This window comes from Arthrobacter burdickii (assembly GCF_030433645.1).
Lineage (GTDB): Bacteria > Actinomycetota > Actinomycetes > Actinomycetales > Micrococcaceae > Arthrobacter_D > Arthrobacter_D burdickii.
Window position 1 is genome coordinate 256,682 of record NZ_JAROCG010000002.1, and the last position, 26,074, is coordinate 282,755.

General features: G+C 64.7%; 24 protein-coding genes. 13 read left to right on the forward strand and 11 right to left on the reverse strand.

The window, feature by feature from the left end; all coding sequences use genetic code 11:
- Positions 1–226 precede the first annotated feature (226 nt).
- Positions 227–1,477: an IS256 family transposase gene (locus P5G52_RS15765; protein WP_301230155.1), complete on the forward strand. Its 1,251-nt coding sequence runs from the start codon at positions 227–229 to the stop codon at positions 1,475–1,477.
- A gap of 166 nt (positions 1,478–1,643) precedes the next feature.
- Here the strand turns inward: P5G52_RS15765 and P5G52_RS15770 are convergent, their stop codons facing one another.
- Positions 1,644–4,583: a tetratricopeptide repeat protein gene (locus tag P5G52_RS15770; protein ID WP_301229265.1), complete on the reverse strand. Its 2,940-nt coding sequence runs from the start codon at positions 4,581–4,583 to the stop codon at positions 1,644–1,646.
- Between the two features lie 425 nt (positions 4,584–5,008).
- A complete protein-coding gene (locus P5G52_RS15775; protein ID WP_301229267.1) occupies positions 5,009–5,800 on the reverse strand; it encodes an alpha/beta fold hydrolase in 792 nt (263 codons plus the stop codon).
- Between the two features lie 146 nt (positions 5,801–5,946).
- Between P5G52_RS15775 and P5G52_RS15780 the strand changes: the two genes are divergently transcribed.
- Entirely contained in the window at positions 5,947–6,447 is a 501-nt protein-coding gene (locus P5G52_RS15780) for an SRPBCC family protein (RefSeq protein ID WP_301229269.1), read from the forward strand.
- A gap of 24 nt (positions 6,448–6,471) precedes the next feature.
- Here the strand turns inward: P5G52_RS15780 and P5G52_RS15785 are convergent, their stop codons facing one another.
- Complete coding sequence (locus tag P5G52_RS15785; RefSeq protein ID WP_301229270.1) at positions 6,472–6,909, reverse strand: GlcG/HbpS family heme-binding protein; 438 nt, start codon at positions 6,907–6,909, stop codon at positions 6,472–6,474.
- Between the two features lie 172 nt (positions 6,910–7,081).
- On the opposite strand from P5G52_RS15785, the gene P5G52_RS15790 reads away from it, so the two are divergent.
- Genes P5G52_RS15790 through dhaK form a run of 4 tightly spaced genes read left to right on the forward strand, consistent with a single transcriptional unit; the run spans position 7,082 to position 10,440 of the window.
- Positions 7,082–7,945: a class II fructose-bisphosphate aldolase gene (locus P5G52_RS15790; protein ID WP_301229272.1), complete on the forward strand. Its 864-nt coding sequence runs from the start codon at positions 7,082–7,084 to the stop codon at positions 7,943–7,945.
- A gap of 2 nt (positions 7,946–7,947) precedes the next feature.
- Entirely contained in the window at positions 7,948–8,769 is an 822-nt protein-coding gene (locus P5G52_RS15795; RefSeq protein ID WP_301229274.1) for an HAD-IA family hydrolase, read from the forward strand.
- Entirely contained in the window at positions 8,766–9,398 is a 633-nt protein-coding gene (gene dhaL / locus P5G52_RS15800; RefSeq protein WP_301229276.1) for a dihydroxyacetone kinase subunit DhaL, read from the forward strand. The genes P5G52_RS15795 and dhaL overlap by 4 nt, the downstream gene beginning before the upstream one ends.
- 46 nt (positions 9,399–9,444) lie before the next feature.
- Positions 9,445–10,440, forward strand: a complete 996-nt coding sequence (gene dhaK, locus P5G52_RS15805; RefSeq protein WP_301229278.1) for a dihydroxyacetone kinase subunit DhaK — start codon at positions 9,445–9,447, stop codon at positions 10,438–10,440.
- Positions 10,441–10,542: 102 nt separating this feature from the next.
- Here the strand turns inward: dhaK and P5G52_RS15810 are convergent, their stop codons facing one another.
- Entirely contained in the window at positions 10,543–11,124 is a 582-nt protein-coding gene (locus P5G52_RS15810) for a DUF4230 domain-containing protein (RefSeq protein ID WP_301229280.1), read from the reverse strand.
- A 403-nt stretch (positions 11,125–11,527) separates the two neighbouring features.
- On the opposite strand from P5G52_RS15810, the gene P5G52_RS15815 reads away from it, so the two are divergent.
- Positions 11,528–12,247, forward strand: a complete 720-nt coding sequence (locus P5G52_RS15815; protein WP_301229282.1) for an EcsC family protein — start codon at positions 11,528–11,530, stop codon at positions 12,245–12,247.
- A gap of 282 nt (positions 12,248–12,529) precedes the next feature.
- On the opposite strand, the gene P5G52_RS15820 is transcribed toward P5G52_RS15815, so the two are convergent.
- A complete protein-coding gene (locus P5G52_RS15820) occupies positions 12,530–13,171 on the reverse strand; it encodes a hemerythrin domain-containing protein (protein WP_301229284.1) in 642 nt (213 codons plus the stop codon).
- On the opposite strand from P5G52_RS15820, the gene P5G52_RS15825 reads away from it, so the two are divergent.
- Together P5G52_RS15825 and P5G52_RS15830 are read left to right on the forward strand one after the other, a co-directional pair.
- Positions 13,170–13,304 (forward strand): hypothetical protein, encoded by a 135-nt coding sequence (locus P5G52_RS15825; RefSeq protein ID WP_301229286.1) that lies wholly within the window; start codon positions 13,170–13,172, stop codon positions 13,302–13,304. The genes P5G52_RS15820 and P5G52_RS15825 overlap by 2 nt on opposite strands.
- A gap of 71 nt (positions 13,305–13,375) precedes the next feature.
- Positions 13,376–13,573 (forward strand): hypothetical protein, encoded by a 198-nt coding sequence (locus P5G52_RS15830; RefSeq protein WP_301229288.1) that lies wholly within the window; start codon positions 13,376–13,378, stop codon positions 13,571–13,573.
- 84 nt (positions 13,574–13,657) lie between these two features.
- On the opposite strand, the gene P5G52_RS15835 is transcribed toward P5G52_RS15830, so the two are convergent.
- From P5G52_RS15835 to P5G52_RS15845, 3 genes are all read right to left on the reverse strand, one after another.
- Positions 13,658–14,923, reverse strand: a complete 1,266-nt coding sequence (locus P5G52_RS15835; RefSeq protein WP_301229290.1) for a L,D-transpeptidase family protein — start codon at positions 14,921–14,923, stop codon at positions 13,658–13,660.
- 296 nt (positions 14,924–15,219) lie between these two features.
- A complete protein-coding gene (locus tag P5G52_RS15840) occupies positions 15,220–15,942 on the reverse strand; it encodes a VldE C-terminal domain-containing protein (RefSeq protein ID WP_301229292.1) in 723 nt (240 codons plus the stop codon).
- Positions 15,943–16,263: 321 nt separating this feature from the next.
- On the reverse strand, positions 16,264–17,478 hold the full coding sequence (locus P5G52_RS15845) for a thermonuclease family protein (RefSeq protein WP_301229294.1): 1,215 nt from the start codon (positions 17,476–17,478) through the stop codon (positions 16,264–16,266).
- Between the two features lie 626 nt (positions 17,479–18,104).
- Between P5G52_RS15845 and P5G52_RS15850 the strand changes: the two genes are divergently transcribed.
- Entirely contained in the window at positions 18,105–19,409 is a 1,305-nt protein-coding gene (locus P5G52_RS15850) for a GmrSD restriction endonuclease domain-containing protein (RefSeq protein ID WP_435868722.1), read from the forward strand.
- A 93-nt stretch (positions 19,410–19,502) separates the two neighbouring features.
- Here the strand turns inward: P5G52_RS15850 and P5G52_RS15855 are convergent, their stop codons facing one another.
- A complete protein-coding gene (locus tag P5G52_RS15855) occupies positions 19,503–20,600 on the reverse strand; it encodes a PQQ-dependent sugar dehydrogenase (protein WP_301229298.1) in 1,098 nt (365 codons plus the stop codon).
- Between the two features lie 153 nt (positions 20,601–20,753).
- On the opposite strand from P5G52_RS15855, the gene P5G52_RS15860 reads away from it, so the two are divergent.
- Complete coding sequence (locus tag P5G52_RS15860; protein WP_301229300.1) at positions 20,754–21,359, forward strand: FMN-binding negative transcriptional regulator; 606 nt, start codon at positions 20,754–20,756, stop codon at positions 21,357–21,359.
- Positions 21,356–22,846, forward strand: a complete 1,491-nt coding sequence (locus P5G52_RS15865; protein ID WP_301229302.1) for an amidohydrolase — start codon at positions 21,356–21,358, stop codon at positions 22,844–22,846. Before P5G52_RS15860 ends, P5G52_RS15865 begins: the two co-directional genes overlap by 4 nt.
- A gap of 108 nt (positions 22,847–22,954) precedes the next feature.
- Here P5G52_RS15865 and P5G52_RS15870 read toward each other — a convergent pair whose 3' ends face one another.
- Together P5G52_RS15870 and P5G52_RS15875 are read right to left on the reverse strand one after the other, a co-directional pair.
- Positions 22,955–23,413, reverse strand: a complete 459-nt coding sequence (locus P5G52_RS15870; protein ID WP_301230157.1) for a class F sortase — start codon at positions 23,411–23,413, stop codon at positions 22,955–22,957.
- A gap of 229 nt (positions 23,414–23,642) precedes the next feature.
- Complete coding sequence (locus tag P5G52_RS15875) at positions 23,643–24,056, reverse strand: excalibur calcium-binding domain-containing protein (RefSeq protein WP_301229304.1); 414 nt, start codon at positions 24,054–24,056, stop codon at positions 23,643–23,645.
- Positions 24,057–24,381: 325 nt separating this feature from the next.
- On the opposite strand from P5G52_RS15875, the gene P5G52_RS15880 reads away from it, so the two are divergent.
- Entirely contained in the window at positions 24,382–26,067 is a 1,686-nt protein-coding gene (locus P5G52_RS15880; RefSeq protein ID WP_301229306.1) for a peroxidase family protein, read from the forward strand.
- Positions 26,068–26,074 lie beyond the last annotated feature (7 nt).

Here is a 26,074-nt window from a genome sequence, read left to right on the forward strand (position 1 = left end):
CCCTGACAAAACACTGCTTTAAAATGTTTTCAACTCGTCCCCCTGTCTCTTGATCCAACCGGGGTGGTATAACACGCTGAGTAGTGAGGTAGACATCCGCGCTAAACGCGTCGCAATCATTTTCGTGGGTTTGAGGGGGGACTGTAAGAAAAACGGTGTGTGAGGGGCCGGCCTGATCCGAGAGGAGATTGCCGTGAACGACTTCACGACCGAAGTATCAGAGACGATGATCGATCCTGTGACGGGAGAATTCATCGATCAAAAGGACCTTGCCGAACGCCTGCTTGCCCAGGCTAAGGAGCAGGGCGTGAGCTTGGTCGGCCCTGGTGGGCTGTTGAACCAGCTGACGAAGAACGTTCTCGAGACGGCGTTGGATGCCGAGTTGACGGAGCACCTCGGGCACGAGCACGGCGGGATGCCGATCGCAGCGAATATGCGCAACGGCACGAGGTCGAAGACCGTGCTGACCGAGATCGGCCCAGTCGAGATCGAGGTGCCAAGGGATCGCGACGGGTCGTTCGAACCGGTGATCGTGCCCAAGCGGAAACGGCGCCTGGACGGGATCGATCAGATTGTGCTCTCCCTCTCCGCCCGCGGGCTGACCACCGGGGAAATCGCGGCGCACTTCGAGGAGGTCTACGGGGCGAAGGTCTCCAAGGACACCATCAGCCGAATCACGGAGAAAGTCGCCGGGGAGCTGTCCGAGTGGTCCTCTCGGCCTTTGGACCCGCTCTACCCGGTGCTCTTCGTCGATGCGATCGTCGTGAAGGTCCGCGATGGACAAGTGCGGAACACTCCGTTCTATGTGGTCATGGGCGTCACCGCGCATGGGGAACGGGAGATCCTGGGCATTTGGGCCGGCGACGGAGGTGAAGGCGCGAGGTTCTGGCTGCAGGTCTTCTCCGAGCTGAAGAACCGTGGCGTCACCGATGTGCTCATTGCCGTCTGTGACGGGCTCAAGGGCCTGCCGGAAGCGATCACGACCACCTGGGAGCGGACCGTGGTGCAGCAGTGCGTCGTGCACCTGATCCGCAACAGCTTCCGTTACGCCGGCCGCCAACACCGTGACGGCATCGTCAAAGCCCTCAAACCCGTCTATACGGCCCCGAGTGAGGCTGCGGCAAAGGACCGGTTCACGGAGTTCGCCGCCGAGTGGGGCTCACGGTATCCGGCGATCGTGAAGCTCTGGGAAAGCTCTTGGGCGGAGTTCGTACCCTTCCTTGAGTACGACGTGGAGATTCGTCGGGTGATCTGCACGACGAACGCGATCGAGTCGATCAACGCGCGCTACCGCCGAGCGGTGCGGGCCAGGGGTCATTTCCCGAACGAGGCCGCAGCCCTGAAGTGTCTCTACCTCGTCACCAGGTCCCTTGACCCGACCGGCGGCGGCAGAGCACGCTGGGTGATCAGGTGGAAACCCGCACTCAACGCGTTCGCGATCACCTTCGCGGGCCGATTCGAGAAAACCAACCACTAATGAAATGCCGGACCCACACACCGTTTATACGACAGTCCCTTTGAGGGCGCCACTCGCTGATGAAAACCGCCAGGCGCTACGCAGGTCCCCGGACAGTCCCTGATCTAAAACCGCTTATTGGTTGTGAGATTGTAGTGTGCTATGCCTTGCGGGATTTCAGACCCTGTTAGTGCTCGAAAAGCTGAGTTACTTGCTCCGGTTTTCCTGCTGCTTGGTAGGCGGAAGCGAGGTTGTTTCGGAAGCCTAGGGTGTATGGGTGATCCTGGCCTAGGACCCGCTGGGAATTGGTGAGGGTTTGTTCGAAGAGCAGGATTGCCTTCTCGAGTTTTCCGGCCGCTCGGTAGGCGTAGGCGAGGTTGTTCTGCGAGTTGAGCGTGTGGGGGTGGTCGGGTCCGAGGACCCGTTTCCGGTCGGTGAGGGTTTGCTCATAGAGGGAGATCGCCTTCTCCAGTTTTCCCGACGATTCATAGGCGCACGCGAGGTCGTTCTGTGACCCCAGGGTGTCGGGGTGGTCGGGTCCGAGGACCCGTTTCCGGTCGGTGAGGGTTTGCTCATAGAGGGAGATCGCCTTCTCCAGTTTTCCCGCCGACTCGTAGGCGCAGGCGAGGTTGTTCTGCGAGTTGAGCGTGTGGGGGTGGTCGGGTCCGAGGACCCGTTTCCGGTCGGTGAGGGTTTGTTCGTGAAGGGGGATCGCCTTCTCGAGTTTTCCGGCCGCTCGGTAGGCGTAGGCGAGGTTGTTCTGAGAACTTAGGGTGTCCGGGTGATCTGGTCCCAGGATCCGTTGCGAGTCGGTAAGGGTCTTTTTGTAGAGCAGGATTGCCTTCTCGAGTTTTCCGGCCGCTCGGTAGGCGTAGGCGAGGTTGTTCTGCGAGTTGAGCGTGTGGGGGTGGTCGGGTCCGAGGACCCGTTTCCGGTCGGTGAGGGTTTGCTCATAGAGGGAGATCGCCTTCTCCAGTTTTCCCGACGATTCATAGGCGCACGCGAGGTCGTTCTGTGACCCCAGGGTGTCGGGGTGGTCGGGTCCGAGGACCCGTTTCCGGTCGGTGAGGGTTTGCTCATAGAGGGAGATCGCCTTCTCCAGTTTTCCCGCCGACTCGTAGGCGCAGGCGAGGTTGTTCTGCGAGTTGAGCGTGTGGGGGTGGTCGGGTCCGAGGACCCGTTTCCGGTCGGTGAGGGTTTGTTCGTGAAGGGGGATCGCCTTCTCGAGTTTTCCGGCCGCTCGGTAGGCGTAGGCGAGGTTGTTCTGAGAACTTAGGGTGTCCGGGTGATCTGGTCCCAGGATCCGTTGCGAGTCGGTAAGGGTCTTTTTGTAGAGCAGGATTGCCTTCTCGAGTTTTCCGGCCGCTCGGTAGGCGTAGGCGAGGTTGTTCTGCGAGTTGAGCGTGTGGGGGTGGTCGGGTCCGAGGACCCGTTTCCGGTCGGTGAGGGTTTGCTCATAGAGGGAGATCGCCTTCTCCAGTTTTCCCGACGATTCATAGGCGCACGCGAGGTCGTTCTGTGACCCCAGGGTGTCGGGGTGGTCGGGTCCGAGGACCCGTTTCCGGTCGGTGAGGGTTTGCTCGTGAAGGGGGATCGCCTTCTCCAGTTTTCCCGCCGACTCGTAGGCGCAGGCGAGGTTGTTCTGCGAGTTGAGCGTGACCGGGTGGTCGGGTCCAAACCGTTGCTTTGCCTCCTCGTATAGTTCCTGGTGGTACTGGATGGCTGGTCCGATTAGTCCTGCTTCGTTGAGGGACTGTCCGCTGCGAAATAGTAGGGGATGGGCTCCGTTGCTGTCCCATAGCCCGGTAGGAGCGGTGCTGGCTAGGGCAGTTGTATTGGACCTCAGCGATTCCGCCAGCAGGGGGTTATCTGCGATCGGGGGCCAGATCTCGAGTAGCCCGTCGGCCACGCTGCGGCCGGCTGTAGTGATTGCTTCCGGGCTGAGGGTTTGTTGAATGGCCCGGCCTGTCAGGTTGTGCATCCGTACCGCGGGCGCACTGCCGAGGCCAAGGTCGTGGTCGATGAGTGATAGGCGATGCAAAGCCCGCAGCGCTTTCCGCGCCATGAGTCCGGTGACTGGTGTTCCGGTCGTCTCCGACAAGTAAGTGCAGGCCGCTTGGCTCGTCAGTACCGTTTCGGGTGCCCCGGCGGGATCAAGCATCGCAATTAGAACCGCCATGGGGCGGGCCAATCCGGTCGGGTTGATACGGTCGGCGGCTGTTACGGCCAGCTCCCAGGTTGTTGCCACTGTCTTGGCGTACCCGTCGGCGTCTGCGTCCGTCGGAAACAACTCGTCCAACGCGTGGGTGCGGTCAGCGAACCAGGTGCGATATTGGGTGCAGGTGATGCCTTGGTCGATGATCACGGCTGCGGCCTGTGCCAATGCCAACGGTAACCGGCCTAGATCCTCAGCCAGCTCGCCGCTGTCGGTGAGCGCGTCCTCAGGCAAGTCCTCCAGCAGGGGACTTATGCGCTCGTGCAGGTAATTGTTGGCTTCTGCCTCCATGAAAACGCCGACATCGCTCACTGTCCGGCCAGCACCAGAGAGGGCTGCGTCCCGACGACGGGTAGTTACGATCAGGTGCCCGCCGGCCGGAGGCCACAGCCCGGCGAGATCGGGAACTGCATCGATGTTATCCAGCACCACCAACCATGCCCGGTTCGTGGCGGCCAGGAATCCTAGAAACAAACCGGCCAACTGCTCCGGGTCACCATCGACATCGGCAAGATCCAGGTGGATGGCAGCCTCGGCGAAACTGACAAGCACCGACTCCCGGGATTCTGCGTTCACCCACACCCGCAGGTCCGCCGAGCTGGAAGCAAACATGCCCGCAGCAATCTGCGTTTTGCCCACACCGCCGGTCCCCGACAGCACCCACGCAGCTGCATGCTGCGACGCATCCGTGCCGGCGACTGGGGCTATCTGTTCAATGATCGCTGTCCGCGGCTGGAACGCCGAAGCCACGCGTGGGGCAGAACCCAGAACCATCGGCCAACTCAATGACCGCCGTGGCATCACCACTGTGGCGTGATCGCCGATCACGCCGACTGTCCCACCCGACACGTTGACGGCGGGAACCGTTGTGGCAACCGTTCGCTCGTCGTGGCGTCGTTCGGGCTTGCTCATCTCCTCCGCCTCCAACCCAGTCACCGCTCAGAAATGGAAGGAATGCTGATTTATGCTTACGAGCCTGCGGTTGCCGATGATACCCGCCTTCCCGCTACCCTGTGCGATGGTTGGGCGTATGGGGCAATCACCTTCGTAGTCGGCCGCTACTACTGCCCGGAGAACGTCCATGAATTCTCCACCAGCAACGCGAACCAGCAGACAATGCGCCACTTGGGATCGTTCGGGTCAAGTCGATCAAACCTCCGAAATGGATCCGGACCGCGACCGAAACGAAGGGATGGAACTCTTAGCGGTTAGCGGAAGAAGGTTCTACCTGCGGTAGGGAATCTTTCCTCTTCTTATCGCCTACTGGTCAGTTCGCTGGCACAGGTCGCCGTGCAAGACGCAGACAGATTTCTCAGTGGAGCAAGCTCAGAGAACAGTTACAAGGACCGAGCGGCGGTGGCGTCGAGGATGAGTCGCGCTGTCTCCTGCGGCTGGTCCCAGTGCGGGAAGTGCCCGCAGTCCTCGAAGACGTGCAGGGTGGCGTCCGGATAGAGAGACATGGCGACGGCGGCCTCACTGAGCGGGGTGACCCTGTCCGACCGGCCCCAGCCGAATGCCAGCGTGCCCTTGATCGTCCCTCGAGGCGCGCCTGCCTGGCGTGGTCCGTGCGCGAGTGACTTACGCGCTTCGTCAAGACTTGGCGAGGCGGCGAATCCGCGGAGCTCCGTCAGGACGAGGTCCGGGTCGAGCTTCCAGGGGGCGGCGGAGAACTGGGCGAGCAGCGCCGTCCGACCCGCAGCCTGCTGGACGAGCGACGGCAGGACGGGCTGGAGACGCCGTACCAGTGCAATGGACGCGGTGATGCTGCCGTTGAAGATGCGCACCTGGGTGTCGTTCCAGAATCCTCCGGGATCGAGGGCGACGACGTTGCCGGCGTGACCCCGCCGCGCCAGCTCGACCACGATCCGCGCACCCATCGAGCTTCCGACAATATCCGCGTTGCTCAGGTCCGCCTGCTCGAGGAACTGCTCGACGGCGTCCGTGAGGGTCGCGACGGTAACTTCCCCCGCGAGCGGCTCGCTGCCGCCGAACCCGGGGAGGTCGAGGGCGATGACCTCGCGCTGTTCCTGCAGCAAGGGGAGGACGGGATCCCAGGTGCGGACGCTCGAGCCGAGCCCATGTACGAGGACGAGTGGCTTTCCGGTGCCGGTTCGTTCGGTGCTCAACATGTGGGGGCCTTCCGTAGCCGGCGCGAGAACCCAGTCTATGCGGCTACGAATTGCTGCAGCCGGTCCCCTCGGTAGCGAGGGCCCGGGCCATCCGTGCTGGAGGCGGTTTCCGCAGGACGAGGGGATTCTTCTGTGAGAATGGGCGCATGAGCCAGACAGAGATCCGCCGCCACCAGGAGTCCGTCACGATTCAGGCGTCGGCGGAGAGCATCTACGATTTGGTCTCCGACATCACCCGCACCGGCGAGTGGAGTCCGGTGTGTACGCGGTGCTGGTGGGAGGACGACATCAGTGCAGGCCAGGTCGGAGCCTGGTTTACAGGGCGCAATGAGCTTCCCCACCGCACCTGGGAGACCCGGTCGCAGGTCGTGGCCGCAGAGCGCGGCCGTGAGTTCGCATGGGTGGTTGGCGGCGACAGGGTTCGCTGGGGCTACACGCTGACCCCGGCCGGCACCGGGACCACTCTGACCGAGTCCTGGGATTTCCTACCGGGCGGCATCGCCATGTTCGAGGAGAAGTTCGGGGCTGACGCGCCCGCGCAGATTCTTGACCGGACCCGGCAGGCGCTCCAGGGCATCCCGCAGACGCTCGCCGCCATCAAGCGGATCGCCGAGTCCGGCACGTCACGTGAAAATGATCGCTCCTAGCGGGCTGACACTGCAGCGCCAGGGTCAGGCAATCGCGAACTCTAGGTAGGCTGCGGCGCCGGCAGAGGCGACCTCCTGATCCTGCTCGATGGTGCCGGTGGAGACGCCGATGGCGCCCACGATGCTGCCGTCGCGCACCAGCGGGATGCCGCCGGGGAACACCACGAGGCGCCCGCCGTGAGCATCGCTCAGCCCGTAGATGGGACCGTCGGGACGGGTGACGCCCTGCAGGTCCCCGGTCTCGCACTGGAACGCGATGGCCGTGTAGGCCTTGTTGATCGCGATGGTGATGCTGCCGATGTTCGCGCCGTCCATCCGCACGTGCGCCTTCAGGTTGCCACCGGCGTCGACCACTGCGATGTCCATCGGCTGGCCGATCTCCTCGGCCTTCGCCGCCGCGGCATCGATGACGAGGCAGGCCTCTTTGGACGTGATGGTTTCGAGTACTGATCCGGGAGTCATGGGGGTCCTTCGTCGTCGAAGTGGGTGGCCGGGCAGCCGCGGCCCACTCAACCACCCGCGCCGGCTGCTGGCGAGGTGGTGATTCCCCCCAGGGGACGGGTGGGAGAACCCCCATACCCAACGCGGGGATGCCGCCCTAGCGTGAGGGACAGCCTGACCAGGAGGTAACACCGTGGCTGTTGTACCGCTGAAGGACATCGTCGATCCGGCATTCGAGGCACGTTACGGGGTGCCCGCCATCAACATCTTCAATGATCTGACCATGGAGGGTGTGCTCGCCGGTGCCGTGGAGGCGAACTCCCCGGTGATCCTGCAGACCTCGGTGAAGACCGTGCGCAGCATCGGCTCGCGGGTGCTGTTCGACATGTGGCAGTCGATGACGCGCGGCATCGAGGTGCCCGTCACCCTGCACCTGGACCACTGCCCGGACCGCGACGTCGTCACCGAATGCCTGAAGGCCGGCTGGAACTCCGTGCTCTTCGATGCGTCCAACCTCCCGGTCGAGGAGAACCAGCGCCAGACCGTCGAGGTCGTCGCCGAGGCTCGCAGCTACGGCGCCCAGGTGGAGGGTGAGATCGAGGCCATCACCGGCGTCGAGGACGACCACGGGTCCGACGACGTCTCCAAGCAGCAGAGCCTCGAGGTGGCGCTCGCGTTCATCGACGCCACCGGGATCGACGTCTTCGCCCCCTCGATCGGCAACGCTCACGGCAGCTACAAGGCCGCACCGGTGCTCGACGCCGGACGCGTCACGCAGATCGTCGAGGCGCGGAACGTGCCGATCGCCCTGCACGGCGGCAGCGGCCTGAGCGCCGAGCAGTTCGCCGATCTCATCGCCCGTGGCTGCGCGAAGGTCAACATCTCCACGGCGCTCAAGGAGACGTACATGCAGTCCAGCCTGGCCTTCCTCAAGCAAGCCGAGCAGAACAGCAAGTGGGACCCGCCGTCGCTGTTCAAGCACACCCGGGCCGACGTCGTCGCCCTCGTGACGGACCTCTGCAAGCAATTCGGCAGCTCGGGCAAGGGCGGCCGCTGACCATGCCGGCCCTCATCTTCGACTGCGACGGCGTGCTCGCCGACACCGAACAGTACGGTCACCTCCCCGCCTTCAACCAGACCTTCACCGACTTCGGCGTGCCCGTGCAGTGGAGCGTTGACGAGTACGCCGAGAAGGTGAAGATCGGCGGGGGCAAGGAGCGCATGCGCAGTATTCTGACGCCCGCGCTGGTCGCCGAGCTCGGTCTTGATGACGACTGCTCCACCGGCGCCGCGATCCTCGCCTGGCACAAACGAAAGACCGAGATCTACAAAGGCCTTGTCGGGAGCGGCGTCATGCCCGCACGCCCGGGCATCGCGCGCATTGTTCGGGAGGCGCACGACGCCGGATGGACTCTCGCCGTCGCCTCCACCTCCGCGGAACCCGCGGTCCGTGCCGTCCTGACGCATGCCGTCGGTGAAGACCTCGCCTCGCACTTCGCGGTGTTCGCCGGAGACGTGGTGCCCGCCAAGAAACCGGCGCCGGACATTTACCTCCTCGCGCTCCGCGAACTAGGAATGCGTGCAGAGGACACGATCGTCGTCGAGGACAGCGGCAACGGGCTGCGCGCAGCGGTCGACGCCGGCCTCGCCACCGTGGTCACCGTCAGCGGCTTCACCCGCGAGGAGGACTTCACGGGCGCCGCGCTCGTCGTCAGCTCGCTCGGGGACCCGGACGGGGAGCAGGCCGAGGTGCTCGAGGACCCCCACGGCGTCGGTGTTCGCGGCGTCGTCACCCTCGCCACGCTGCAGGCCCTACTCGACGCCGACCCCCACGCAGCGTCGGTTTCCCACGCATCGTCGACCGGAACGGAGACACCATGAGCACCACCAAGATCGACGACGTCGAGTACGTCGTCCGCTCCCTGGCGCAGACCGCAGTCGAGAAGGAGAAGGAATTCGGCGACCTCGACGCCGTGGTGGGCGACGGCGACCTCGGCTACTCCCTCGCCCGCGGCTTCGAGAAGGTGCTGGCGGACTGGGACTCGCTCAAGCGCGACGACGCCGCCACCTTCCTGCAGCAGATCGCGCTCGCCATCTCCAGCAGGATCGGCGGCACCTCGGGGCCGCTGTGGGGGACGGCGTTCCTGCGTGCGTCCGCCGCCGCGAAGACCACCGAGACCATCGATGGGGCCGCCGTCGTCGCCATGCTCCGGGGAGCCACCGAGGGCATCAAGAAACGCGGCAATGCGGAACTCGGGGACAAGACCCTGCTCGACGCCCTCATCCCCGCCACCAACGAGCTCGAACGCCAGCTCGCCGCGGGCGCCTCACCGGAGGACTGCCGGAGTGCGTTCGCCGCGAAGGTCCGTGAATGCGCGGATGCGACGTCGAGCCTCCAGGCCAGGCGCGGCCGCGCCAGCTACAGCGGGGAACGCAGCATCGGCTCACCCGACGCCGGCGCGGTGGCTGTTGCCGTCATCATCGAACGCATCGTGGCCGACTGGCCCTGACTCTCTGTCCCTGATCCGTCCCAACTCACAATGATGTGGAGCACCCATGAAGAAGTTCGTCAATGATCCGCAGCAGTTCGTCCCGGAGATGCTCGAGGGCCTGGCGCTCGCCAACCCCGACACCCTGAAGTACGTTCCCGAGTACAACCTGATCATGCGCGCCGACGGCCCGGACGAGAGCAAGGTGTCCATCATCCAGGGCTCCGGTTCCGGGCACGAGCCTGCCCACGTGATGATCGTGGGCAAGGGCATGCTCGACGCCGCCTGTCCGGGCGACGTGTTCGCGGCCCCGCCGTTCGACTACGTGTACGAGACCACCAAGCTCATGGCGTCGCCCAAGGGTGTGCTCCTTCTGGTGAACAACTACACGGGCGACAAGATGGTGTTCGAGATGGCGGAGGAGATGTCCTCCGCGGACGGCATCGAGGTGAAGACGCTGTTCATCAACGACGACGTCTCCGTGGAGGACTCCACCTACACGATCGGGCGCCGCGGGGTGGCGGGCAACTTCTTCGTCATCAAGGCCGTGGCCGCCGCATCGGAGCGGGGCGCGGACCTCGGCGAGATCGTCCGCATCGGCGAGAAGGTGAACTCGGTGACCCGGACCATGGGCGTCGCGCTGACCGCGTGTACGCCCCCGGCCAAGGGCAGTCCGCTGTTCGAGCTCGGTGAGGACGAGATCGAGATGGGCGTCGGTATCCACGGTGAGCCAGGGCGGCACAGGGCGAAGATGATGCCGGCCAACGAGATCGTCGAGGAGATGCTCGTCCCGATCGTGAAGGACCTGCCCTTCAAGGAGGGCGACCGCGTGGCGCTCATGATCAACGGCCTCGGCGGCACCCCGATCAGCGAGCTGTACCTGCTGTACGGGCAGGCGCACAAGCGCCTCGCGGAGCAGGGCATCAGCGTGGGCCGCAGCTATGTGGGGGAGTACTGCACGTCCCTGGACATGGCCGGCGCGTCAATCACGCTGGTGCGGCTCGACGACGAGATCGAGTCGTTGCTCATGGACCCGGCGGAGATTCCCATTCGGGTTTTCTAGGATCGCGGCGTACGACGGCGGGCCGGTCACCTTTCGGTGGCCGGCCCGCCGTCGTGTTGGAAGAAGCAGGACCTTCGTGTGAGTTGGCGGTAAGGCGCTTGCTCAATCGAGGAAGGTTACGGCAATTCTAAGCGAGCCGAACATGCCGGTCAGCATGGCCTCGGTATTCTCCGTTGCTCGGTCTATAAGCCCCGATTCCTCCGCGGCAGCCGCTATCTTCGCTTCTGCGTCCCGGTAGTACTGGGACTGCTCGGGCAACTCGACCGCATCGGAAATCCGATCCAAAGCTCCACGATCCTCATCGAGTACGTAGGTCAGCTCCTGGTCAAGATTGGGCTTGTCGAGCTGCGGCTCCGGCAGTCGCACCTTGACCGACTTGCCGTCCGGGGACAGGACCAAATCGTCCTCGGCGAGTCCTGCCAAATCCACATATGCACCTACCGTGCCCACCGCAACGAATGTCGTCTGCCTGCCCGCGAGGATTTCGGGAACCCATGGGACGTCGTCCTCGATTTGGAGTACCTGCTGGAAGGTGCCCTCGACAGCGTGGTACTCGCTGATGTCTTTGACAGATGTAAGTAGGGCCGGCTGGCTCTGGTCGTCTCGGCTGCCCTGGAACGGATTGACCCCGTATGCACTTGCGACGCCGAGTCCGCCTACGGCCACAACCATGCCAGCAGCCACGGACGAGATGATTTTAAGCGTTGTAATCGTAGGGCTCCATTTCAGCCATTGACAGCCCTGGGGCCGGATTAGCGGTTGCGCTGTCCAGCGCGATGCCAGATGAGCTAATTCGGCCTCAGTGTAGCGCGTGTGTACGGTTCCGCGACGCGAGCGTGCCGCGCAAAGTATCGCGCCTCGTCTCGGATCACGAGCGACGATGCATTCTCATCGACCGATGACGAAACAAGCTTTAGGCCATGCCGAAGCTCAAATTGCCACGTTTGTTTCTACCTCGTCCGGGAAGAATTCTCGCCATCGGCTACAGTGCTCAAGAGCTACTGATCCCACATCCACCGGTTGATCTGCGAGTCAACGCGCGGAGAGTCTTCGGTGCTCTCATTCCAGAACTAGGAAAGGAACGGCGATGGCCGACGCGACCGTATTAGAACCCGAGGACTCGCTCAGTCTCGCTGAGAAGGTCTCCGACCAACTTCAGAACATGGTCGGCAAGGTGATCGACTCAGGCGCCGGTCCATTGGCTGGATCGATCAAGTGGGCGGAAGACCGTCTGGCTCGTGTTCAAGGGGGCCGCTACGAAGCAAATAGTGAACCCACGCGAAAAGTGCGACCAGACGAGTGCGAAGACATCGACAAGGTGATTAAGAGGTTGACCCTCGAGTCAGTGGAAGCGGCGGGTGTCAACGGCTTCGTGACGGGGCTAGGCGGTTTCATCGCTATGCCGGTAACCATCCCCGCCAATATGGCCGGAGCACTCGTGATCAACGCGCGTCTAGCCGCTGCAATCGCTTATCTTCGCGGATATGATCCTTCGGACCCCCATGTCCGAACCATGGTCACCCTCGTTGCGGTTGGATCGAACGCTCAGCAGATCGCGAAGACGATCGGGATCAAGGCAGGGGAGAAAGTCGCTATCAATGCAATCAAGAAGCTCCCGATAGCTGTGATTCGTGAAATCAACAAGAAGGTCGGGTTCGCGCTCGTAACCAAGTACGGGACTAAACGATCTGTAGTCACCCTTGCAAAAGGCATACCGCTCGTAGGTGGAGTGGTTGGAGGAGGGGTGGACGCAACAATGACCAGTGTCATCGGCCGGACCGCGAAGGCAATGTTCCCCGTTGACTAAGTGTGTCTGTTCGCCCGCACAATCCGATGCCCAAGCGCGGGCGGATCAGTGTCCAAGGGTGCTTTTTCAAGCTCATACCGCGGGCTAGCCACCCTTTGGGTGACTAGGCTTCGGTGCGTTCACTGCGACGCTTTGTCGAACAGGGATGCCAGGACTTCCCGCTCGGTGCGTAGCAACGGAGTATGTTATAAGCGGGGTACGGGTTCCAGGCCGCAGGCGGATCGGGAGGAACGTACTGGTGTGCCTACGGCGGGTTCCCTGCCGACCGGATGCCAGCAGGCACTAGAGAGTGTCGGGAATTGGGCGTCGCGGGAAGAGCGTGGCGTACTGCCTGCGATACAGTCTGCGCCCCACGAGACGGTAGGCGAGGCGGACCGGCGGCGGGATCTCCTTGAAGAACTCCTCGCGCTCGCCGGGCGGATTCGTGGCCAGCACCATCCCGAGGTACCCGACCAGGAACTTCTTGTCGAACGTCTCCACGCCATGCTTGCCGATCTCCTTCCCCTCCTTCTCGGTCATCACCCTGTCCACAGCGGGCATCACCTCGGTGACCTCACGGCGCAGGTGCACCTGGAGGACGGTCGATAGATCCTCGTACCGACCGGCGAGGCCCGCGCTCACGCCTGCATCGGCTGTCTCCATCCAGCGCAGGCGGACCGGCTCGATGCTCTCGAGCCGTTGCGTGACCTGCCGGTGCTGCTCGAGCATCTGCTCGATATGCAGCGCGCACCCCGGTGCTCTCTCCGCCAGCCGCGGGTACATGAGGAGGTCCTCGCCCTCGTGATGCACATGGAGCACCTTGTCGAAGTTCCCCAGTACCTCGCCGACGTAGGCGGCGCGGGCGGTGTCGCCAGGCTCGACGGACTCAACCAAGCCGGGCGCCTCGCCGTACGCCCACAGGAAGAAGCGGTGAATCCGCCGCATGCTCGCCGATCCAGTGCAGAGGATGGGCCCTGATGGCAGTGGCGCTGCAGTCTCGCCGGGTTTCATGGTGAAGAAGTCGGTCATGGGATTGCCCCTCATGGAAGTGGTCGAGACCAACTTCTTCCCCGGCTGAAGCATAGGCTTCGCCCCCGCTCCCCACAATGGTTGCGACCCGCACTCGCCTCGATGAGGGAGGATCAGGTCATGGAACATGACACGCTGCCACCGTCGATGATTGCCCGATTCCTTGAGGAAATCTCATGGGAGAAAGCAGTGAAGTACCGTCGTGGTGGATTTCTTGGGACGCCCTGGCATCGTCGGTCAGGGCACAGTTGGCGTCATTCTCATGCGGTGATTCCAGCACCGATGCTGCTGTCCAGCGAATTGGGCAACAGGCGTTGAATGCAATTGATTGGCACTCGTAACGACATCTGGGATTGCCATACCGACATCGAACGGGCCGAAGATGGGCCACGAGCTGCACAGCTAGTTGTAGATGTACTTCGCGCCGGCCGCGCTGCTCCAGGTGATCTTGCCGCCCTCGTAGACCTGGGTCTGGACACCGTTGACCGTGGAGATCTGGCTCTTTGGATAACCCATGCGTCCACGTTCGTAGCCCTGGGCGGCCCATGCGGTACGGATCGGGCCGCTCATGGAGGGCCATGCACCGGTCGCGGGAGAGTACATCATCGCGCCGTTCTGGAACCCCTGCCATGCTCCGCCGCGCACGAGGCCGCGCACCTCTTCGTTGGTCGGATAGCCCATCGAGCCGCCTTCGCTACCCCAGTACTCCCACTTCGTCTTGATGGCGCCGTTCGTCACAGCCTTTGCGCCGGTCTTGGGGGACCACATGATCCGACCGCCGCTGAAGTTGCGGTACGCACCTCCCTGGTACGGGCTGGCGAGCTCGTGCCAGGTGGGCTGCTTGAGAGTGCCGACCTGTCCGCCCATTGCGTGGTACTTCGTGTGGATCGCACCGTTCGGGTTGCTCTTGTACGGCGTGAAGATGTCATCCACCGCGCCCATGATCACGCGGTCGCCCGAGCGTGCGTTCTGGAGGAAGCGGGTGACCCATGCCTCGGGCAGGGAGATACAGCCTGCCGTGGGACGCGGATTCGAGTGCAGGAAGATGGCGAAGCCATCGCCGTACTTGATCGCCTTATCGGGCGGGCGGTTGTAGTTCAGGACCGCGCCCTGGGTGTAGTCGCCGTTCATCGCGAACTCCCACATGTTCTCGTCGGGGAAGTAGTGACGCGTGGACTCGAAGTACTTGTTGTAGTTGCCGGCGTACTCGCCACCACCACCCCAGCGGGACCGGGGGTTGAGCGTGCGATACGAAAGCGCGGTCCCCGGATTGCGGAGACCGAATCCTTCCGTCACCGAGAAGGAGCCGGTGGGAGACCACTCATACTGCGTGTGACCGCTGGGGACGCCGGGTGCCTTGAAGCCCGGACGGCCCGTGTAGCCCCACGCCTGCCAGTCCTGAACGTAGCGGGTGCCGCTCTTGACGCATGTGGTGACGAGTGCGCGGTTCTGAGTGCGGTCGGTGACATTCGCGAAGGTCACGCGGTTGGCGTTGTGGTGGTTGTACTTGACCTGACCGGCGTTGAGGCGGTCGCAGGCGTTGTACACGATGGGCGCTGCCTGAGCGGGGGTCGCCTGCACGGCAGACTGGACCAAGGAGCCTCCCAGCACGGAGGCGAGTATCGCCCCGACCGCAAGGGTGGAGCGAAGCCTGGATAGCCTGAACATGATTTCTTCTCCGCTGTGACGTGGTTTTCGCTGATCAGGATTCGGTGGCCCAATAGCCCCGTCGCTCAGACCCTCGGCGGTGCCTGGCACCTAATGTTGCCGAGGCTAATAACATTTCAAGTCTTAGCACGAATCAATACCTATGCAGGCCCTGTCATGAAGTGAGACGTTCTTCGAAAAGGCATCGGGGCACCGACCGTTCCGCAAAAGAAATCGGTTTCTCTGTGCCGAGACGGCGATCATGAGTGGTCCGATCTTGAGCTGAAGCTGAGCTTGCACTGCGTCATAAAAGGGAACTACCCGTCGCCGCCGCGCAGCACGTCCACGTGCACGTGATCCAGGTGCCGCAGGATCTCGTTGGCTGGGGCCGGTGCCTCGTAGGGGTGCCACTGCCCTCGAGCGATGCGCGCACTCCAGAACTGGTCGTCGAAGATGACGTACTGGATGTCCAGGTCCTTCGCGTGGGCCACCAGCCAGTGGGACAGCATCCACCCCTCGCGCCGGTTCTCCTCGGTCACCGGACGGAAAAATACATCGATGGCCCGCCCGTCGTAGTGCGTAGATTTCTCCCCGTGTCCCTGCCCTACGCCGCCCGGCGCAAAGCCTCCGAGGCTCTGGTCGCCGAACACCTCCATCATCTCCGTCCGCACCTGCTCGGCGCGGGGAGTCAGGCCGGAGGCAGTCATCTCCTCTATTTTCAAAGCGTCATCGACCGAACCCCTGCAGCTCAGCGCCGGCCCTGCATCGCCGGACGGTCCCTCGGCCAGCACCTGCAGAACGGCCTTATCGATACCCGAGGTGTCCGCAGACTCCGCACCGCGTGCTCGGAGCGCCACCGCCGTCGTCGCCACCTTCGCCTCCTCACGGTCGAGCCCAATCTCACCGTCCTGCGTCTGCACGACGCACTCCGGACCCATCAGGAGCGCTTCACCGCCGGAGCGCAGGCTGCTGAGCCAGCTGGGCCCTAGGATCACCAACGCCGCAGCGAGCGCGCCGAGCAGGAGGACAGTGAGGAGCACGCGGACTGGACGGCGTCGAGGTCTGGAGGTTGTGCTACCGGTCATGTGGACTGCTCAGGAGAACTCGGCCGGGCGACGAGAGGCGTAGGTTCGCCGGTCAATTCACCTCTGCAGTCGACTACCGCGGCGGATTTGCTCACGACGACCAATCCTCTTTCGTTGGGGCACGGTGCCCTCCTAGTAAGGAGCAACATGCCATTCGAAGAGTTAATCGACGGTTAGCGTCAGTAGTTCCCTCGGCGAGACGACGTAGCGGTCGACCCTGCGTCATCTGGCGATTCCAGCAAGGTCGGTCGCGCGGCTCCGATTCATGTTGCAGATCTAGCAGGGGCGGTAGGTCTTCCCACCGGGTGCGTAACAACGGGGACCGGTGTAGCCCGGATAAGGATCCTGTGCTGCAGGGGGAGCGGGAGGGACGTACGGCGCCACGGGCGGTATGTAGGGTTCTGGTGCCGGCGGGAGGTTCCGGATTCGCTCCTGCTCAGCGGCTGTTGCCGCTTCGGCGGCCAGACGGTCGGCCTCAGCACGAGCATTTGCCTCGGCTTGGATTCGTTCGTTCTCGATACGGGCAGCTTCCGCAGCTTCCGCTTGGATCCGTTCGGCTTCGACCCGTGCGGCTTCTGCAACCCTGGCTGCTTCTGCTTCAGCCGCTGCAGCTTGGGCTGCCTTTTCCGCTTCGACGCGCTTGCGCTCGGAGGTGGCCTCGGCTTCTTTGAGAGCTGTGGCTTTGGTGTTGGCGGTTGCCAGTGACTGCTCGCCCTTCGCGATCTGCTTGTCAAGGTCGCGCATCATCGCGGCCGTGCGATCGGCTCCGAGTGCAAGAACGCGGACAGTGTCCTTGCCTGCCTCAAGGGCTTCCCGTGCGGCCTTCACAGTGGTCAGGGCGGCAAGGATGGCGGCAGCGGTTGAAGCGGCAGCTGCTCCCGTCTCCCCAACCGGTGCCTCAGTTGCCGCTGCGAGGGTTTCCATTGCACCAGTCACCTCCGCCGGAAGGGTGCAGCCCGCGGCGGGGTCGAGTAGTCCAACACCCTGCGTCGTCGCCTCGTTGTAGGCCGCTTGCACCTCGTCGTAGTACTTCTTGTTCGGCTCGATGAGAACGGGGACACCCAGGCCCACCCGCGCGAGTTCCGCGTTGACCAGGGTCCGGTCTTCGATGAAGACGGCAGCCAACACGCGGTCGTACTTGTCAGTGCGCTCGATATCGAAATCCAGCGCAACCTTCGTTCCGGGCGGAGTCAGCGATTCGAGCTTCTGGGTGGCCTCCGGGCCGAGGCACTCGACGGGCTTGTCGGGGTGCTTGGTCTCAGGCGTATCCACGTTCAGTAGACGCACGGTCTGGTCCGCGTTGTCGAAATTTATGACGAGAGTGTCGCCGTCCACCACCCGCACCACGGTGCCTGACTGGTAAGCGGCTGTCGTATTGACTGCCGCTGCACTCGACTGGTCAGGGGTGGTGCAGCCCGCCAGGGTCGAGGCGAGGACCGCCGCGGTGAGGATGGTCGCGGGTGCGAGGCGGCGGAAAGGAGCAGGATTCATCGGCCTTTTTCTACGGGTACGAATACGGTGCTGGAGCGGTCGGGTCAGATGGGAGTATCCGCCACTACCGCTGGACAGGAGTGCCACCTGATGTGGATGTGCCTTCCGGGCCTGATGCAGGTTCTTCGGAACAAGCGCGTTCCCACGGGGGATGACATCAAAGACTTAGCACAGATCCATACCTCTACGAATTGAGTCACAGAGCGTGACACATTCTGCGTGGCCCAGCGGCTAGCTCCGCCGGCTCTACGAATCCCCGAGTCGATGAAGGATTGGTGCCTGTCAGTCGGCCCAACCCCTTGAACCAATCCGATCATCCAAGTCGAGGAAGGCACCCAGCTCTGCCGATCCTGAGCGAAAACTGAGCTAGCACCGCGTCACACACGGACTGGTCGATCGACCATCTCGGGCAGTTCAGGTCCTCGTGATGTCTACACGTAAACTTCCCCGAGACACTGCATCATCACTGGGGGCTTTCCATTAATTCATCATCCCGTCCGCCTGCGCGCACTCCGTCGTCAACGATCAAACTGGAGGTGCGGCGCTCGACGGCAATCGTCGCCGGCTTCGCCCTGTTCCTCGTCGTCATCGGCCTTATCACCAATGGCCTCAGCGGGGCGCTCACCATGGCAGCGACATTCGCCCTCTTCACGGGGCTCTACACGCTCCTGACCAACCGCCCGTCCTGGGCACGCCTAGCCGGACGCAAGGCCGGGGCCATCACGGCTGGAGCGGCCGTCGTAGCACTCCTCATCGGCGGTGCCATCGCGCCCGCGTCCGGAACGGTCCCGACGGCCGTAGCGGAACAGGCAACCGAGATAGCCGAGCCCTCCAGCGAGCAAAGCACGGGCACACCGACTGTGACAGCAGAGCCGACTGCGTCCGCGAAACCGACGCAATCTGCAACACCGACGCCATCGCCCAAACCCACCGCAACGACGTCCGACGCGGCACCACTCGATTCCGCCGCCGTCACCGAGGTGTCCGGTACGCCTCGGGCGCCGTCGGACCAGCCGGCCGCAAACACCGCAGCGCTCGCCGTGCTGGAAACCCTGCCCATCAAGGGTCGGGCACCGAAGACCGGTTACGACCGTGAGCAGTTCGGGCAGGCCTGGGCCGACGTCGACCACAACGGGTGCGATACCCGCAACGACATACTCAACCGCGACCTGACGGACATCGTCCACACCAACTCGGTGCCCTGCAAGGCGCAGTCCGGTGTGCTCGACGATCCCTACACCGGCACCGTCATCCCGTTCCTGCGCGGGCAGGCGACGAGCAGCGATGTGCAGATCGACCATGTCGTCGCCCTGTCCGACGCCTGGCAAAAGGGTGCGCAGCAGTTGACCTTCGACCAGCGCGTTGCGTTCGCCAACGACCCGCTGAACCTGCAGTCCACCGACGGCCCCACCAACCAGCAGAAGAGCGACGGCGACGCCGCCACCTGGCTGCCGTCGAACAAGGGCTACCGCTGCGAGTACGTGGCGCGGCAGGTGTCGGTCAAGGCGACGTACGCCCTCTGGGTGACGCAGGCTGAGCACGACGCCATGGCCGGAATCCTCTCAAACTGCAATGGCATCCTCGCACCGACCAACCAGATGGCGCCGTCCGTCACCCAGCCTCCGGCACCGGTGGAGACCGAGGCGCCCGCGCCCGTCGTACCGGAACCCGTTGCCCCGCCTGTCGTCGAGCCGGCTCCTGTCGCACCTCCGGTCGTCGAGCCAGCACCCGTGGCTCCCGCACCGGTAGTACCTGCCCCGGTAGCACCTGCTCCTGTAGCTCCGGCCCCGGTCGCTCCGGCACCCGCCGCTCCGTACTACGCCAACTGCTCGGAAGTCCGCGCCGCGGGTGCGGCTCCAATCGCCGCAGGCTCACCTGGCTTCCAGCCGAAGTTCGACCGCGACGGCGACGGGATCGGCTGCGACAGCTAGTAGTACATCTGAGAGGGAACGACGGCGGGGCAGGCACGAACAGTGGCTGCCCCGCCGTCGTTGTGGCTCACTAGGGCAACTCAACTCGCGATGTCAGGTTGGGATATTGATACTGACGATGCGGTCGTCACCCGGCTGCGGCTTGCTCCGTCCGTTGGTGTTGTTGGTGAGCACCCACAGGCGTCCGTCCGGCGACTCGATCACCGCCCGGAGCCGCCCGTACTCACCCACCAGGTAGTCGGTGCCGGCGGTGGGATCACCCACGGGTACGGCCCGCAGCCGCGCGCCGCGCAGATTGGCGATGAAGACCGTGTCGTCGACCACGGCGATCCCGCTCGGGCTCGCCTCGGACGGACTCCATTGCTGGACGGGATCGACGAATCCCTCTTCCCCGGCGATGCCCTCGACGACCGGCCAGCCGTAGTTCTTTCCGGCCTCGATGACGTTCAGTTCGTCCCACGTGTTCTGCCCGAACTCACTGGCGAACATGGTCCCGTCCGCCGCCCAGGCGAGGCCCTGTACGTTGCGGTGACCATAGCTGAAGACGAGGGATCCGGGGTAGGGGTTGTCCGCGGGGACCTCGCCGTCCGGCGTCATGCGGAGGATCTTGCCTCCAGAGGAATCGAGGTCCTGTGCCCTGTCCGGCTCGCCGGCGTCGCCCACCCCGGCGTACAGCATGCCGTCCGGCCCGAAGGCGATGCGGCCACCGTTGTGGATGCGGTTCGACGGCAGCTCGTCGATGAGCGTCTCCGCGTCCCCCAGGGCTAGGGAGCCGGGAGCGCCGTCGAGCGCCAGGCGCTGGATCCGGTTTCCGTCCGTACCGGTCGAGTAGGCAAACAGGCGGTCCTGGTCGTCGACGGCGAGACCGAGCAGTCCTCCCTCTCCGCCGTGTCGCACGCCCTCGACCGTGCCGACCTCCCGCCGGTTTCCGGCGTCATCCAGTTCGAAGATCCGCGCGGTGTCCCGCTCGCTGATGAGGAGCGTGCCGTCGAGGAACGCCATGGACCAGGGCAGGTCCAGACCCGTCGTGATGTCCCGCGCGCCAGCTGCTGCGTTGGCGCCGACGTCGGATCCTGACGTTCCATCGGTGGAGTTCCCCGCCGGGCCGGCACTGCTGCCCGTCGTGCAGCCGGTGACCAGGGCGGCGACGACGAGGCCGACGAAGCCGGTGAGGGGGATGTGTCTCAGCATGCTCGGCTCTTTCCAGTGGGTCGCTCAGCAAAGCCCGGTGCCATGCCAAACGATCCAGTTGTCCGGAAGTGCCCGGCACCCGATGCGGTGCCCTCGACGGCGCGTTCCTGGAGGTCGTCGAAGGCCGGCGGCATCCGTGGCAGAGTGACGGGCATGCGCCAGACGCCCTCTTTCGTTCTGTCCGACGTCGGCGAGGTCAAGAGACTCATCCGCGAGAATCCGTGGGCGACTCTCGTGTCCTCACCTGCGGGCGGTCTCGTAGCGTCCCACTACCCGGTGGTCCTCGAAGAGACTGCCGATGACACCATCAGCATCGTCAGCCACCCCGATGAGCAGTTGCATGAACTCGGCGACCACGAGGTGCTGCTGATCGTGCAGGGGCCGCACGGCTACATCTCACCCGGCTGGTACCCCAGCGACCAGATCATTCCGACGTGGAACCACGTCACGGCCCACCTCTACGCGACGCCGGAGATCCTGTCCGACGAGGAGAACTTCCTGGTGCTGGGGAAGCTGGTGGACCACTTCGAACACGTCATGCCAGAGCCCAGCTCACTGACCCTGGATCCCGAAGGATCGCGCCGCGTCGCTCGGGGAACCGTGGGGATCCGCCTGCGCGTGACGCGCTTCGACGCGAGGCTGAAGCTCAGCCAGGACAAAGCCCCTGCCGTGATCGAGCGTATCGTCGATGAGCTCGAACACGGCGAGCACTACCCGAATCCTGCCCTCGCCCGTGAGATGCGGCGTGTCCACGGATGAGGAGCGAGAGGGGCGATGTCCTGCTCCGGTCCGCCCGGCTGGTCGGGACAGCCGGAGATCCGCTGGACCTCCTCATCGAGGATGGCGTCATCACGGCGATCGGCGAGACCATTGATTCCAATGCGGCCCAGGTCGTGGAGGTCGGGGGACGATGGGTGTCACCGGGCCTATGGGACTCCCATGTGCACATGGGCCAGTGGGCCCTTCTGCGACAGCGCCTCGACCTGTCGTCAGCGACGTCCGCCGCCGGTGCAGCGCTCCTCGTGGGTGAGCGTCTGCGGGAGATGCCACCTCCCGCCGGGCAGCCCCTGATCGGCTATGGCTTCCAGGACGGGTTGTGGCCGGACGCCCCGTCGGCAGAGCTGCTCGATGCCGTCAGCGCCGACGTGCCCGTTGTCCTGGTGAGCAAGGACCTCCATACGGCGTGGCTCAATTCTCCGGCTCTCGCCAACCACGGACACGCCGGCCATCCCACGGGGTTGCTTCGCGAACAGGCCGCCTTCGATGTGAACGCACGCATCAGCGCGCTTCCCGACGAGCACCTCGACGCCTGGGTGGCTGATGCGGTCCAGGCAGCAGCCGCCAGGGGGGTCGTCGGCATCGTCGACCTCGAGATGACGCTCTCCATCGACCGCTGGGCGCACCGCGTGGCCACCGGAACGCGCGGCCTGAGAGTGCGGACCGGCGTGTACGCGCAGGATCTCGACGCCGTCATCGCACGGGGCCTGCGCACAGGGGACGTCATCGACGGCACCGATGGCCTGGTCACGATGGGGCCCTTCAAGATCATCACCGACGGTTCACTGAACACGCGGACCGCGTTCTGCCACGACCCGTATCCCGGACTCGAGGGTAAGGATGGGGGGCACGGGATCTCCACCGTGAACGGGAACGACCTTGTCGACCATCTCCGCCGCGCGTCGTCGGCCGGGCTCGTGCCCGCCGTCCATGCGATTGGTGATGCCGCGAACTCCCTCGTGCTCGATGCGTTCGAGGAGATCGGCTGTGGCGGCAGCATTGAGCACGCCCAGCTCGTCCGTGAGGAGGACTTCGGGCGTTTCGCGCAGCTCGGCATCACGGCCAGCGTCCAGCCCGAGCACGCGATGGATGATCGCGACGTCGCGGACCGCTACTGGCCCGGACGGACGCACAGGGCTTTTGCCTTCGCGAGCCTCGTGGCAGCAGGAGTGAGGATCACCCTCGGCTCGGACGCGCCCGTCGCGCAGCTCGACCCGTGGGTCTCGATGGCCGCCGCCGTGTCCCGTGCGCGGGACGGCCGGGAAGCATGGCACCCGGAGCAGCGCGTTCTGTCGTCGGTAGCCCTCGCAGCATCCACCGACGGGCGTGCGACGCTCCGGGCGGGTTCAGTCGCGGACCTCGTGATCAGCGAGCTGGATCCGCTCGTCGCTGGCGACCAGCAACTGCGGAATTTCCAGGTGTCGGCAACGATGCTCGACGGTCGCTGGACGCACTTCACCCTCGACTGAGACCCGGAGATCAGGTCACCCGATTGAAGGGGCGACGACGGCGCCCCGGACCAGCGGCACAGGCCTCACGTCACGGGGTGCTGTGCGCTGCAGCCGGAGGTGGCTTTCCTATCCGGCCACGAGGGTCGCGTAGACCACGTAGTTGTCGTCGAACTGTCCTGTCTCGGGGTCGAACCCGTCACAGGTGATCAGGCGCAGTTCGGCGCCCTCGGTGTTGCCGTACACCGTCTGCGTGGGGAAGGCGTCTTTCGCGTACTGCTCGCCGCGCTGGAACTCGAAGGTCGCCGTCGTGCCGTCCTCGCGTGTGACCCCGATGGTGTCGCCGGCGCCCAGGTCCCGAAGCTTGGCGAAGACGCCGGGCCCGCCATCGGTCGCATTGACGTGCCCGAGGAGGACTGCCGGCCCGCGCTCGCCCGGCGTGGGGGAGAGGTTGTACCAGCCGGCGGGCGCCCCGGGGTCACCCGGCGGCACCTCGAGGGTGCGGTCGTCCTGCAGGCCGAGAGACATGAGCTGGGACGTCGTGCCCGTCGAGGGGATGGTGAGGGACACCGGGCGCGATGCCGGCAGGACCGCTGGCGGGGAACCCGTGGCCTCTGTGTCCGGAACCGCAGGACTGAGGACAGGAGCCGGGCTGGCAGACGGGAGTGGCTCCCGGGTCGGCGGTGCGGTCGCTGGTTCGCCGGCGCAGCCTGCCAGAAGTGCAGCGGCGATCGCCACAGGAACGAGGAAGCTCCTGCGGCGATCACCCGGCCTGCTGGTCACCGGTGGGTCAATTCGGATCGGTCGAACTGCGGGATCAGGCTGTGGCCTCACGACGACGGACGACGAAGGTTGCGCCGGCCACGGCAGCGAGCACGAGGCCGGCACCGAGGGCCAGCGACGCGGTTTCGTCCGCGGGCTCCTGGGTAACGCCCGTGTTCGCGCCGCCCACCGGCATCTGGCCGATCTGGGGCTCTGCGCCGCGGATCTCCGTGGTGCCGCCCGGGACGAACTCGGGGCGGTAGACGTAGAGGTCGCTCTCGCAGGCGATGCCGTCGCCGTCGACGTCGAGGGCCGCGGTGTAGGCAGGGGAGCTGACCGGGATGTTGTAGACGGCCGCGGCTGCGGCCTCGTCACAGTTCTGGTAGGGGAAAGCCTGGGCCGGTGCGGCAGACAGCGCGGTGAACGCTGCTGCGGCGCCCAGGGTGATCGTCGCGGTGCTCTTCTTCATGATTGCCCCTTCGCAAGTGAATGAAATGCTCCTGACATCGCCGGAGCGGATGACACGAAAAGATATAGCACACGGACGATTGCGATGGGCCTCTGTCTGAAAGTGTGACAGCTCAGGCGTCGGTTGCTTCGACGCTGGGCGCACTGGCCTCAGCCTTTGTTCTGCCCGACCCTGGTCGGGGTGTCTCTACGTTGGACAGCATGTCCAGGCCGCGGGCCTCCGGGGTCGAGGGACCGTGTCCAAGGTAAGAACAAGATAAGACCAAGGTCTTCACGGTTGACTAAAGTCGGGAGGCACGACCGGCGTCCCATGAAAGGGAGACCCCGTGAGTGCAGAAGTAGCCGCCGAGGCCGTCGTCGAGCGACCATCATCGTCATCCGACGAACCGTCCGGGCTTTCGCGCAGGGGTGCGATGTTCTCAGCGGCGGGAGCGAGCCTGCTGTCCGTCCTGCCGATGGGAACTCGGAGTGCCTCCGCGGCCCCGGCCCCGGCACCTCCCGTGCAGAAGCCCGCCAATCTGGGGCCGGCGACCGGGCACGCGGTCGGTGACCCGCGGGGCGCGGACATCGCGGTGAAGGCGCGGCGCAGCCAGCAGGGCCGTTTCGGCCTGATGTTCCCGTCCCTTAAGCCGTTCGCCCCGTCGGAGGCGCTCCTGGCTGTCATGGCCCAGCGGATGATCGACCCGCGACAACCACTCGCCGATGTGTCCTCGAGTGAGGACGGTTTCGACAACGCGGAGATGCCGGCCGGGTACACCTACCTCGGCCAGTTCATGGATCACGACATCACGCACGACATCACGCCCCTGTCCCAGCAGAAGGCCGACCCGCTGGCCCTGGTGAACTTCAATACCCCGTTCTTCGACCTCAGCTCCGTCTACGGCCGCGGCCAGGCGGAGGACCCGCAGCTCTACGACCCGAAGAACCCCGCCCTGCTCCTGGTCGGGACCACACCCGAAGGGATATCGGACGTGCCCCGGACGTCCACGGGGGCGGCGACCATAGGCGACGCGCGGAACGACGAGAACCTCATCGTCTCCCAGATGCACCTGGCGTTCCTGAAGCTGCACAACCACTTCGTCGGCCTCGGCAACTCCTTCGCCGACGCGCGCAGGCTCGTGCGCTGGCACTACCAGTGGGTGATCGTCAACGATTTCCTGCCCCGCATGGTCGGGTCCGCGGTGGTCCGGTCGATGCTGTTGCCACAATCCGACGGGACAATCCGGGTCGACAACAAGTTCTACAAGCCCGGGAACCGCCTGAAGCCGATGATCCCGCTGGAGTTCTCCGTGTGCGCCTACCGCTTCGGTCACAGCATGATCCGCGCCGAATACGAGATGCACGACAACACCACCTTCCCGCTGTTCGGTCCTCCGGGGCAAGACCTGCGCGGTTCGCGTCCGCTACCGTACGACGCGCGGGCCGACTGGAACTACTTCTTCGACATCCCGGGTGTGGAGCCACCCATGGGACGCAACACCGCCCGGCTCCTCGACACGCAACTGTCCTTCCCGCTGGCGAATCTGCCTCCCACGGTGGTGAGCCACATCGACGGCGCCATCTACGCCCTTGCCCACCGCAACCTGCTGCGGGGCGTGAAGCTCGGTCTTCCTGCGGGGCAGGACGTCGCCACGGCACTCGGCGTCCCTCCCATCCCCAACACCAGGCTCGGCCTGTACGAACCTGAATGGGGGAGCAAGGCGCCGCTCTGGTTCTACATCCTCAAGGAGGCGGAACTGCAGGGCGGCCGCCGGCTGGGGCCGGTGGGCGGTCGGATCATCGCCGAGGTCATCCTGGGATTGCTGGCCCTGGACCCCGACTCCTACTTGAATTCCCGCACCCGATGGACGCCGGCCGACCCCGCCTTTGGAATGGGAGAACTGTTCAGGATGAGTGGTGCGACCTTCAAGGTGGAGGAGGACCTGCCGGAAGAGGTCCTCCCCGAGGAGGAAGTGCCGGAGGAGGGGCTGGTGGGGGACCACCTGCCCGAGAGTGAACCAACCGACGCCTGAAAGGGGC